The organism is Nostoc sp. (assembly GCF_036917615.1).
Classification (GTDB): Bacteria; Cyanobacteriota; Cyanobacteriia; order Cyanobacteriales; family Nostocaceae; genus Nostoc.
The window spans coordinates 24,828-35,337 of sequence record NZ_JBALCZ010000082.1; the positions used below are offsets into that span (position 1 = coordinate 24,828).

10 protein-coding genes and 3 pseudogenes are annotated in these 10,510 nt (G+C 41.5%); 5 read left to right on the forward strand and 8 right to left on the reverse strand.

What is annotated here, in order from left to right; all coding sequences use genetic code 11:
• The first annotated feature begins 38 nt into the window (after nucleotides 1-38).
• Nucleotides 39-548, forward strand: coding sequence for an allophycocyanin subunit beta (apcB, locus tag V7K85_RS30030; protein WP_334819360.1), 510 nt, complete (start codon nucleotides 39-41; stop codon nucleotides 546-548).
• Nucleotides 549-950: 402 nt separating this feature from the next.
• Nucleotides 951-1,769 carry a TlyA family RNA methyltransferase gene (locus V7K85_RS30035; protein ID WP_334819362.1) on the forward strand — a complete coding sequence of 273 codons (819 nt, stop codon included), beginning with the start codon at nucleotides 951-953 and terminating at the stop codon, nucleotides 1,767-1,769.
• On the opposite strand, the gene V7K85_RS30040 is transcribed toward V7K85_RS30035, so the two are convergent.
• The 6 genes and pseudogenes from V7K85_RS30040 to V7K85_RS30065 form a co-directional block, all read right to left on the reverse strand.
• Complete coding sequence (locus V7K85_RS30040; RefSeq protein WP_334819364.1) at nucleotides 1,766-2,026, reverse strand: Calvin cycle protein CP12; 261 nt, start codon at nucleotides 2,024-2,026, stop codon at nucleotides 1,766-1,768. The two genes, V7K85_RS30035 and V7K85_RS30040, sit on opposite strands and share 4 nt — an antisense overlap.
• Before the next feature lie 414 nt (nucleotides 2,027-2,440).
• Nucleotides 2,441-3,787, reverse strand: a complete 1,347-nt coding sequence (locus V7K85_RS30045; protein ID WP_334819366.1) for a GTP-binding protein — start codon at nucleotides 3,785-3,787, stop codon at nucleotides 2,441-2,443.
• Between the two features lie 482 nt (nucleotides 3,788-4,269).
• Complete coding sequence (locus tag V7K85_RS30050; protein ID WP_334819368.1) at nucleotides 4,270-5,121, reverse strand: prolyl oligopeptidase family serine peptidase; 852 nt, start codon at nucleotides 5,119-5,121, stop codon at nucleotides 4,270-4,272.
• 22 nt (nucleotides 5,122-5,143) lie between these two features.
• Nucleotides 5,144-5,881: a hypothetical protein gene (locus V7K85_RS30055; protein ID WP_334819371.1), complete on the reverse strand. Its 738-nt coding sequence runs from the start codon at nucleotides 5,879-5,881 to the stop codon at nucleotides 5,144-5,146.
• A gap of 138 nt (nucleotides 5,882-6,019) precedes the next feature.
• Complete coding sequence (locus V7K85_RS30060) at nucleotides 6,020-6,352, reverse strand: hypothetical protein (RefSeq protein ID WP_334819372.1); 333 nt, start codon at nucleotides 6,350-6,352, stop codon at nucleotides 6,020-6,022.
• Nucleotides 6,353-6,493: 141 nt separating this feature from the next.
• Nucleotides 6,494-6,982: pseudogene (locus tag V7K85_RS30065) on the reverse strand (metal ABC transporter solute-binding protein, Zn/Mn family); the annotation flags it as partial.
• Between the two features lie 60 nt (nucleotides 6,983-7,042).
• On the opposite strand from V7K85_RS30065, the pseudogene V7K85_RS30070 reads away from it, so the two are divergent.
• The 3 genes and pseudogenes from V7K85_RS30070 to V7K85_RS30080 all read left to right on the forward strand — a co-directional run.
• Nucleotides 7,043-7,204, forward strand: a pseudogene (locus V7K85_RS30070) (metal ABC transporter permease); the annotation flags it as partial.
• 563 nt (nucleotides 7,205-7,767) lie between these two features.
• Nucleotides 7,768-8,553 (forward strand): HAD family hydrolase, encoded by a 786-nt coding sequence (locus V7K85_RS30075; RefSeq protein WP_334819373.1) that lies wholly within the window; start codon nucleotides 7,768-7,770, stop codon nucleotides 8,551-8,553.
• A gap of 270 nt (nucleotides 8,554-8,823) precedes the next feature.
• Nucleotides 8,824-9,999, forward strand: a complete 1,176-nt coding sequence (locus V7K85_RS30080; RefSeq protein WP_334819375.1) for a DNA double-strand break repair nuclease NurA — start codon at nucleotides 8,824-8,826, stop codon at nucleotides 9,997-9,999.
• Between the two features lie 148 nt (nucleotides 10,000-10,147).
• Here V7K85_RS30080 and V7K85_RS30085 read toward each other — a convergent pair whose 3' ends face one another.
• Together V7K85_RS30085 and V7K85_RS30090 are read right to left on the reverse strand one after the other, a co-directional pair.
• The gene (locus tag V7K85_RS30085; protein WP_334819377.1) at nucleotides 10,148-10,318 is read right to left on the reverse strand and encodes a hypothetical protein; all 171 of its coding nucleotides are present in this window, start codon (nucleotides 10,316-10,318) and stop codon (nucleotides 10,148-10,150) included.
• Between the two features lie 97 nt (nucleotides 10,319-10,415).
• Nucleotides 10,416-10,510 (reverse strand): annotated as a pseudogene (locus tag V7K85_RS30090) (carboxylating nicotinate-nucleotide diphosphorylase); the annotation flags it as partial.

A 10,510-nucleotide genomic window follows, 5' to 3' on the forward strand; every position in this document is an offset into this window, starting at 1 on the left:
TATCAAACCATAAATAGCAAGGATTGGGAGAAGAAGGAATGCGCGATGCGGTAACAAGTTTAATTAAGAATTATGACCTAGCTGGTCGGTATTTTGACCGGAATGCGATCGATAGCCTGAAGTCTTACTTTGACAGTGGTACAGCACGAGTACAAGCTGCGGCGGCGATCAACTCTAATGCAGCTGCACTTGTCAAGCAGGCTGGTTTAAAGTTATTTGAAGAACTGCCAGAATTGATTCGCCCCGGTGGAAATTCCTATACGACTCGTCGTTATGCAGCTTGTCTGCGGGATATGGACTACTATCTGCGCTATGCCACCTATGCGCTGGTTGCTGGAAATACGAATGTGTTGGATGAACGAGTGCTACAAGGGCTGCGGGAAACTTACAATTCTCTAGGAGTGCCTATTGGGCCTACGGTTCGCGGTATCCAGATTCTCAAGGATCTGATTAAGGAACAAGTAGCAGCAGCAGGTGTGGTTAATACTGCTTTTGTAGATGAACCGTTTGATCACATCACACGCGAGTTGAGCGAACAGGATATTTAGGATCTAGCCCTGGCGATTATAAATCGCAGAACTATACAAACAAAGTTCGCGTAAATGCACTTAACGTTTATCGCACTTTGCCTTGATTGGCAAGGTGCGTTTACTTTTATTAATGCAAAAAATTTCATCTGATGAATTAATTAGCAGTATCGAGAATATTTTATACCTAATTTTATGATGTTTATTATGGATATAAATAATTTTTGACAATAGTTTTATGAGTAATAATGGCAATACACGGATTTTGCTGTATCTTAATTATTTTGATGTCGTGTATTCCAGAAGAATAATACATTTAAGTAGTGATCGCTCCCAATCACTTAAAGGAAGCGATCGCTCATACATTAAACGCATTAGCTTATGTTATCTAAACTATTAATCTTACCAGGAGAGTCTAGTTAATTGGCTAAACAGCGACTCGACACACTATTAGTAGAGCTAAATTTATGTGCTTCTCGCGCCTTGGCACAGCGGTTAATTCAGGCGGGGGAAGTTACTGTTAATCAGCAGCTAGTTGATAAGCCTGGTACAGAAGTTGATATTGCAGCTCAAATAAATATTAAAGAGCGATCGCCTTTTGTTTCTAGAGGCGGTGAAAAACTCTCCAAAGCTTTGTCAGTATTTACTATTCCCGTAGCAGAGCGCGTTTGTTTAGATGGTGGGATTTCTACTGGTGGTTTTACTGATTGTCTCTTGCAAGCTGGAGCAAAACAAGTTTACGGAATTGATGTTGGTTACGGGCAAGTTGACTGGCGATTGCGAAATGATTCGCGGGTGATTTTGCGGGAACGCACCAATTTACGGCAACTACGACCAGATGAGTTATATGGCGAGGATGACCCGATTCCTGATTTGGCGGTGGTCGATGTCTCGTTTATTTCTTTAACCAAGATTTTGCCTGCTTTGTGGCAACTAACTCAAGCTAACCGAGAAGCTGTATTGTTAGTCAAGCCACAGTTTGAAGTCGGCAGATCCCGTGTAGGTAAAAAAGGCGTTGTGCGTGATCCAAACGACCAAGCTGATGCCATTTTCCAGGTGTTGCAAACAGCCCACGAATTAGGATGGAAATACAAAGGCTTAACTTGGTCGCCGATCACTGGCCCGGCTGGGAATATCGAATATCTTTTGTGGTTGGGAATGGAAAGTGAAACACCATCGCCTGATTTAGAGGCAATTAAGCAAATAACGCAATCAGCAACAACTGATTTACGGAAGAGTTAAACGTCGTATATTAGACACTCTACCGAATCGGGATGGGTATCGCAATAATTTTCTAAAGAGGTTTTCTTGTGTTTTGCTTGGTGTTGATCAGCTTTCTCAGCTTGCAATTCTTCCACAATGTCCCAGGCTACGGCACAATCAGCAGAATCACTGCCATCTTGCTCACAAGTTGTGCGGGCTTCAGTAATGGCATTAGTAATGGCTTCTTCAAGATTTGCCGCCCCAGCAGTTTCAGATGAGTTTAGGTTAGTTGTCATGATCCTTTCACCTTTAGTTTATAGAGATAGATATTAACTGTGAGCTTTCATTGACCTCAGAAAGCTCACCCTTCGGGTGACGCTTCTGCGTCGCTAACGCTGCGCTAATGCCAATCCCTCTTTGTTGAAGCAACAAGACTGGGCTGGCTCACATTTCCAGTTTAGATAGGCTTTCTACAACAGGTGGTAGTAAACACCGTCATCTTTTTCGCAAAATTGAGTGGGAATTACCCTATTGTCATCTTTAATTCAAAAAGGTAGGGAAATTCTACTACTTGTGGTCACTAATAGAGATGGTCATGTTTTCAATCTTGCATCCCAAATTGGGAATCTCAGTCAATTGTCAGAAGAGCTTGATAGAATTTGATAAACACTTATAAACAGCAACAAACCGGAGACAATTTTTATTTATTCTCAATATTTTATCCCTAATTCTTGTCGCAGACGATACAGAATTGTATTCTGGTCAACTTGAGAGAGAATTTCTTGAATGACGCTGCTAGCGCCCAACTGTCCCCAGGTGCAGCCTTTTTCGAGATAGACTTGGGCGGCTTTGCCAACGGAGTATGCTCCATAACCGGCGATCCCAGCTTGAGCGATCGCACTGCCAGCAAAGGCAGTAATATTGCTGGGATTGTCACCACTGGTTATTGCAGCAGTACTCTTGCCCAAACCCAAAAGGAAACTACTACCTAATTCTCCCAGCAGTAAGCCACCAGAACTAAATAAAATCGTTTTTAAAATTTTTCCGGCTTGATAGCTAGTCATTGGCAAACCATACAACCTAGCTAGAGCGCGAATTAAAGCCAAATCGGCAACAGTTCCGCCAAGTATATCTAAAAAGGCGATGGGATTGAGCATTACTGCCAAAGCTTTGTATTTGGTAAATTGCCAGATGATATCTTCGGCTTCTTGTTCGCGTAAGTCGATGGTTTTTTGAGCGATCGCGGCTTCTGCATCCCGTGCTTGGATCAGTGCATTTAAAGCCAGAAGCGATCGCCCTTCTCGATTGAGAATATTCAGAATTGTCTGTTTGAGTTCGTCTACTTGCGGTGGTGGTGTCTCCCATTCATAACTGACACGTCCATCAGTCCACTCAACCCGTACTTCCATTGGTGCTGGTTCCGCCGCCACCATCACAATTTCATCAGGTAGTAGAGGCTTCGCTTGAGGATGTCCGGCACCCAGTTGTTGCAAATTTTGGTAAATCGTTCCCTGATCTGTATCTGGATAAAGGTCTATCTTGTTAAACACCAAAATCAAGGGTTTTTGCGCTTGACGCAATTCTAGCAGTGCCTGATACTCAGTGCGCGTGATATCACCAGACACGACAAACAGAATCAAATCCGCCTGATGTACCACAACTCGTGCCATGTCTGCCCGTAACTCACCCTCAATTTCATCTAATCCAGGGGTATCAATTAACTCTACTAGTACCTTACCCCCTGGCTGCCAACGCACGGAACGCGGCCATTGAGTGACACCGTTCAAGGGCCCCGTTTGCAGAATCTTGTCTCCCAGCAAGGCATTTAAAACTGCTGACTTACCACGACTCACCAAACCAAAAGCCGCAATTCTAATAATGCTAGAGTCCAGCTTGTTGAGTGTGGAGTTCAAAGCTTCCAATTCCGGTTTCACTAAACCTGCCAATTCTGGGTTAGATGAAAGCTGTCCTGACTTGCGAAGATATCCATACCAAGACAGCGCTTGTCTGAGACTGGCGCGGGCACGATTTAAGTGAGTTTCTTGCAGATTACGCACGAAGTTAGGTTGATTCAAGGTTGGACAAACAACAGGCTACATATCCATTTTGATCTAATTCCAAGGCTGTTAGCCTGTTTTGTCAAATTAGGCGATTGTCAGAATAGTTTGCATACCCTCTTTGGTCAATATCCATTTAAAACATGGGATTGTGTTCATTATCCCAACACTTGCGATCGCTCCAGTTTCTGCCGATATGTTCAAATTCAGATGCATTATCTATCCAAGAATCGATCTAGAGTGCTGCGAGGTTCCAATGGAAGCGAATAAGCTAGCAGTGAAGAAAGGCTAATAATGAGGATAATCAATGTACAAATCGGTAGAGTGATTAAATATCCAGTGAGCAGCACAAGGTTAGCAAAATTTTGCGTGATGCTGGCAGTATAGAAGTAGCGTTAATTCTTGTTTATGTCTAGAGATGATAAATCCGAAGCTTCACCAAATGGCGCATCTGCGATCGCCTCTATATGATTCCTGGTGCTTTAACCTACAGCCTGCTGTCGCCGATGCTGCAAAAACCACTCATACAACTCGTAATTATTGTATGTCTGCGTCCACGAGTCGTGATCGGCTTCTGGGTAAACTGTAAATTTTACATTTCCGCCGCGGGCTTTGAGTGCTGAAACCATGATTTCGGACGCACTTAAAGGAACTACATTATCTTTGGCTCCGTGAAATGCCCACACGGGAAGATTTTTCAATTTACGTGTTACTAGTGGATTACCACCGCCACAGATAGGGGCGATCGCTGCAAATCTTTGGGGTTGTGCCGCTGCTAAATGCCATACTCCGTAACCACCCATGCTTAAGCCGGTTAGGTAAAGCCGATCTGGATCAATAGGGTACGATGCGTAGCCGCTTTGCGGTGAGGGGGTCGCAGTCTTGGCGGTTCCCGTCGTTAGCGCAGCGGTAGCGAGTCTTCGAGCGTCTTGCGATCCCCCGAACCCGTTGGCGCAGCCTCTCGTAGAGAAGGGCTTGTCGCCAAACATCGCCTCATCCAGAAGGCCGCTTAATCGTTCTACATTCCAATATTCATCGCGCGGACATTGGGGAGAAATTACAATGAAGGGAAAGTCTGGCTGTTGTTCAACAATTTTGGCAACACCCTGCTTTTTCACATCATCTAAGTCACAACCTCTTTCACCCGCACCATGTAAAAATAGAATAGTTGGCAAAAGTGGCTGTTGTGTTTCGTTGCCTTGACATGTACTCCTACGGAGAAGCAAGCTACGCGCAGGATCTAGTAGAGAAATGTCTTGTCGTAAGACATCGGGCAAGAATAGCAGGTAGTTGTAGCTGTCGGTAGAAGTAACTTGTTGTTGTAGTGACGGCATAGCATTAGAAAATTTTGTCAGTTCAACCTCTACGAACAGCTACTGTATAACTTGGTCGTTGTGTTGCTTCTCGTTGACTCTTAACCAGTCGAAAGTCATTATCTATATATAGATGCTCTAGAAAAGAAGTAGCTAGGTAGGCTTTTTCAAATTTCTTGACAGTATTTCTGTCCATATCTTTTAATTTGAGTTCTTGCCGTAGGTCTATGTTTGGCGCTGCTTCTTTAAATTTAGATTCGACTGTTGTCGTAAACCACTCGTCTGCATCGTCAATTTTCAATGGAATTTCTCTATTTCTCCATGCTTGGAATATTCCAACATTTTTAATATCCCACTGCTCATCTCGAACTGAATACTTTTGCAACACCATTAAGTCATAAGCTGGTAGTCTTGATGCAAATTTTTCCCAAAAACCAGACTGATGTCCCGGTGCATAACGGGCAATATTTGCATAGTAACCATCATTATGAAAAATTTGGTAAGACTGCTCGTATATCCTACCAGGTAAAATGTCTTGAAAAGGTATAGTAGACCATATTGGCATCCATACTCCCGTGACGATCGCCACTTGATCTGCAACTTTGCTAAAGGGGTTACGTCGGCTCAACTCTGTAAAATATGGCGCTAATTCATTTTTATAAAATTCTACTTTGGCTTTTAACGGCTCTACATTACGACCTTTAACAAGTTCTAAAATTTGATTTTTAATTTCTGGTGTACTCCAATATGTCAATTCTTTGGTACTTATAACATTTGCCATTACTATCCATCCTGGGAGAATTTCCAGATTTTGATTGTGTTCTTAATAGACTAACTTGACCAAAGAATACAGATACCGGGACGCAAAGAAAAAACTTTCAGTATCCCTTTGTCCCCGTGTATCTTAAATGAAAAACTACTACCACTTCCGATTTCCATCTTCGTCAACTCGTGCTTGCCGAATTACGTCGGAAATCTCTTCAGCATCTTTAACGTGGTGGAGTGCTTTCTTTTCGCCGTCGGGTTCATCTACAACGAAGTAAGTCGGGACTGTGATTTTGTCGCCTGTAATATCTGGTACATCATCCACAGCCACCTGTTGAGCCTTTTCTTCAACAGATTCAGACTCATCAGCGATTCTATCTCCTGGATTCGCTGTTAAGTTTCTTTCATTGACGTTCGGTTCTTCGCGTAAATGTGTATCTTCACTTACTGGTTGATTAATTTGATTTTCTTGATTTTTATCACTCATGGCTTTTTCAGGTGTTGAAAGATATAGCTTGACCAATAACACTTTAAAAAATCGAAGATACAAAGAGTTCTTTCTCTGGAGAGACTTTGATAAAAGATTAGAGAGGAACATGTCTTAGGTTAGATATTTGCTCTGATAAATTTACCTCTTTGGTTCAAAGGGCGTATATTTTTTTGCCAATGGCTCGACAATGCTGCGGGTATTCGCTTCCATCATCTTGATGTAGAAATCTCCTTCACTTCCCACAGCACCAATTGAATCAGAGTAAAATTGATTGGGCGCTAATTTCACCCCTGCTTCTTGGGCAATAGTTTTAATTAAAGTGGGATTAATTGTAGTTTCGGCAAAAATGACGGTAACACCTATCTTTTTAATTGACTCAACCAATCTCTAAACTATTTGAGCGCTTTGTTGTTCTTTGGTACTAATGCTAATTAAAATACCTGCGATCGCAATCCCATAAGCACGTCCATAATATTGGAATACATCATGCATTGTCACCAGTTTGCGCTAATCTGCGGGTATAGTTTGAATCTGTTGATTAATCCAGCTATGCAACTGCTTTAATTCATTAGTAAGTTGCGATGCCTTATGAGTACATTTGTCTCTATCTTCAGGTAATAACTCAATATATTACTAAATCGCGAATTAATCACTACAGGTTCACGGCAACAAGTACTCTTAATTTAGCTGTTGCAATACGGCTTTATCCAGCGATCGCTTGTGATTGCCATTTTAGTTGGCTTGTTATGTGCGGTTGCAGGCAGCTACTTGATGGTGTAGCAACTAGCATTCCTGGATGATGCTATCAATCACTCAGTTTTGCCCGGACTAGCGATCGCTTTTATGGTGGCAATTAAAAAAGCTAAAGCCACAAATAAAAAGCGAATGGTGAGATTTTTGATAGTGGTTTTAATCCGACGCTCAATTATTGCTAAAATATAGATGAGAGTTGTCCTGATATTTTTAGCTAATTGATAGGTTTAGCTTATATTATAAGCTAAGTGAGTTATTCAAAAAATGTATTAAAAAACACGGTTTTTTAGACAACAATTAGCTAAAGCAGGTATGTACCTCAGAGTGATACCTTTTTTACGAGAGGCTACGCCAACGGTGAGCTTCCTAACGCAGAACTTTTCGGTTTACTGAAAGTCAACCAAAGTCCTGAGATAGTCGTTCATGGTCTAGCTAAACGTTCTTTGCGACTAATCACTGTAGTAGTCAAGCAAAACCAAATTCGTTTAATTGACCGCAAACTTGCTGTAGATCCTCGTTAACCTACCAGTATAAAATCAGATTGGACAATGCCACCATAGTTTTTGAGCAAGTTATAAATTATAAAAGACTAACAAAAATTACTGCACGATTTGAATTTCTCAGGTAAGCTGACAACAGCAGTTTTAATCCTCAAAACAATGACCGCAAGTAGTCCCACGATTTTAGCCCTGGACTTTGATGGAGTGATTTGCGACGGACTAATTGAATATTTTGAGGTAGCATGGCGCACCTACTGTGAAATTTGGTCACCTGCTAACGCCACACCACCAGATGATTTAGCTTTGAGATTCTATCACCTACGACCTGTAATTGAAACAGGTTGGGAAATGCCCGTTTTAATAAAAGCGTTGGTAGATGGAATTTCTGATGAGAAAATTCTTCATGAATGGTCAAGCATCACCCCAAAACTTTTGTTAAATGACAAGCTACAAGCAAGAGAAATTGGTGCGAAACTAGATAATCAACGGGATGAATGGATTACCACCAATTTAGACGATTGGCTAAGTCTGCATAGATTTTATCCAGGTGTAGTAGAAAAAATTAAATTAACTCTTGACAGTGGAGTTAAGTTATACATTGTGACAACTAAAGAAGGGCGTTTTGTACAGCAGTTGTTGCAACAAGAAGGAGTGAATTTACCAGCAACAGCAATTTTTGGTAAAGAAGTCAAGCGTCCCAAATTTGAAATCCTGCGAGAATTAATTCAACCAGCAGATAAAAAGCCAGTTAGTCTCTGGTTTGTAGAAGACAGACTCAAGACATTGCAGTTAATCCAACAGCAAGCAGACCTTGAAGATGTGAAACTCTTTCTTGCAGACTGGGGCTATAATACCCAAACAGAACGGGAAACGTCCCAAAATGATCGGCGAATTCAGTTGTTATCACTGTCTAAGTTTGCAAAAGATTTCTCTGCTTGGCTTTAATATATTAAATGGCGTTGCAATAATCTTTTGATACTTCACCCTAAAAGCGCTTGTCATTGTCAAGATGTTTGTAACAGTCAAATTGTTGCCTTTACCGATATTATGCCCAGAACTTAAGTTCCGGGCTAATAGCCCCAGTCCACTCAAGTAGACTGAAATCAACGAAGCAGAATATTTAAAAGATGCACGTAAATAACAATAATTAAAAATTAGAAGCTTCCTTCCTTCCATTTCAGTGAAATAATAACTCTTCACTCTTGACTTACCTTTATGCTTGACCTGACAAAACTGGCGCGACAAATGCAGGGTTTAAGTCAGCATCTTACCTTAGAAGCTGCTGCCAGCCGCCAGCGTTTAGAATTGGCGCAACAACATCTCAAAAATGCTTACGAGTGTCAACAAGATTTAATCGATCACCAGGAAAAATGGCGCGATCGCATTCTCTTTGCTAATGCTACCCCAATTGAGCCGTTAGAAACCTCCATTAATATCCCAATTCCCCCCAAAGTACATACCGTCATCGCTACCGATGGTTCGCAAATTGCCCCTAACCATCATGAAATTGCTTACTGTTATCTTTTGAATATCGGCAGAGTAGTCTTACACTACGGGCAAAATCGCCATCCGCTACTTGATAGTTTGCCAGAGGTATTTTATCGTCCAGAAGATTTATATATGTCTCGACAGTGGGGAATTAGAACCGAGGAATGGATGAGTTTCCGTCGCACTGCTTCAGAAACAACAGTGTTAGCAGAACTTGCATGTGCAGCGAAAGGAGAAACGCCAGCACTGGCAATGGTAGATGGTTCGTTAATTTACTGGTTTTTAGAACAATTGCCGATGGATGCACGCGATCGCATTTTACCTCCCATCCTCGAAGCTTGGCAACAGATGCGTGATGCTCAAATTCCGTTGATGGGCTATCTTAGTGCCTCTCGCAGCATCGAAACAATGAATTTTTTACGGTTGTTGGCTTGTCCCCATCCAGTGCCAGACTGTAAAAGTTATTGCCCAAATCAGCTAGAAAAAGTACCTTGTAAAATTTTTGAACAGTTGCGAGATACTTCTGTTTGGGCAACCCGACTCAAACCAGGACAACGCAGTACCTTGTGGCGCAGTAATTCCCCTATTCTCGAGCTCTACGGAGACCAAACCATTTACTTTTGCTACGTCCACGTTGGTACTGAAATCGCCCGGGTCGAAGTTCCGGCATGGGTAGCAGAAAATGTAACTATGCTAGACCAAGCTTTGGGACTAATGCTGGCACAAGTGCAAAAAGGATATGGCTACCCTGTAGCGATCGCAGAAGCCCATAATCAAGCAGTGGTTAAAGGTGGCGATAAAGCACGTTTCTTTGCCCTCCTCGAACAACAAATGATTAAAGCTGGTTTGAAAAATGTTGGAACTTCCTACAAAGAAGCCAGAAAGCGGGGCAGTATTGCTTAAATAAGGGAATACTAAATAGTATGAATTAAGATTATTGACTGATAACTGTTAACTAAGCTGCGATAAATTGTATTGATCTATTTTGGTGTATGGGGTTTTATACAAATATAAATAGGAAAATTACATAGTTCTAAATTTTCCCACCCACCTACTTAAAGTTTAACCAACCTACGATACCACCAACAGATCTAGTAGTAGTTACAACTACAGGTACTGTAGCGACGGTAATTGACCTTAATGAAGAACCTGCAAGTGTCGCCATCCCTGCAATCAATTCGTCTTTCATTTTATATTTTTCTCCAGGTAAAATTTTTGACATTACATAATAATATTTTCCAATTTGCCTAAGTAATAAACGTAAAATTTACGTGAATTTTTTACTATGCACTTCTAAACTTTTACTTACATTTAGACAATTAAAGTACAATCCTCATACTCAAATCCAGCCACTTCGACTGAGTAATCGGCGCACTGGTAGAAATATAGTCAACACCCGTCTGTGCAACAGTGC

What these genes read in the sequence shown, in the direction of transcription:
- apcB (WP_334819360.1), top strand. Translation starts at nt 39, where the DNA reads ATGCGCGATGCGGTAACAAGTTTAATTAAGAATTATGACCTAGCTGGT.
- V7K85_RS30040 (WP_334819364.1), bottom strand. Translation starts at nt 2,026, where the DNA reads ATGACAACTAACCTAAACTCATCTGAAACTGCTGGGGCGGCAAATCTT.
- V7K85_RS30050 (WP_334819368.1), bottom strand. Translation starts at nt 5,121, where the DNA reads ATGCCGTCACTACAACAACAAGTTACTTCTACCGACAGCTACAACTAC.
- V7K85_RS30055 (WP_334819371.1), bottom strand. Translation starts at nt 5,881, where the DNA reads ATGGCAAATGTTATAAGTACCAAAGAATTGACATATTGGAGTACACCA.
- V7K85_RS30060 (WP_334819372.1), bottom strand. Translation starts at nt 6,352, where the DNA reads ATGAGTGATAAAAATCAAGAAAATCAAATTAATCAACCAGTAAGTGAA.
- V7K85_RS30075 (WP_334819373.1), top strand. Translation starts at nt 7,768, where the DNA reads ATGACCGCAAGTAGTCCCACGATTTTAGCCCTGGACTTTGATGGAGTG.
- V7K85_RS30080 (WP_334819375.1), top strand. Translation starts at nt 8,824, where the DNA reads ATGCTTGACCTGACAAAACTGGCGCGACAAATGCAGGGTTTAAGTCAG.
- V7K85_RS30085 (WP_334819377.1), bottom strand. Translation starts at nt 10,318, where the DNA reads ATGTCAAAAATTTTACCTGGAGAAAAATATAAAATGAAAGACGAATTG.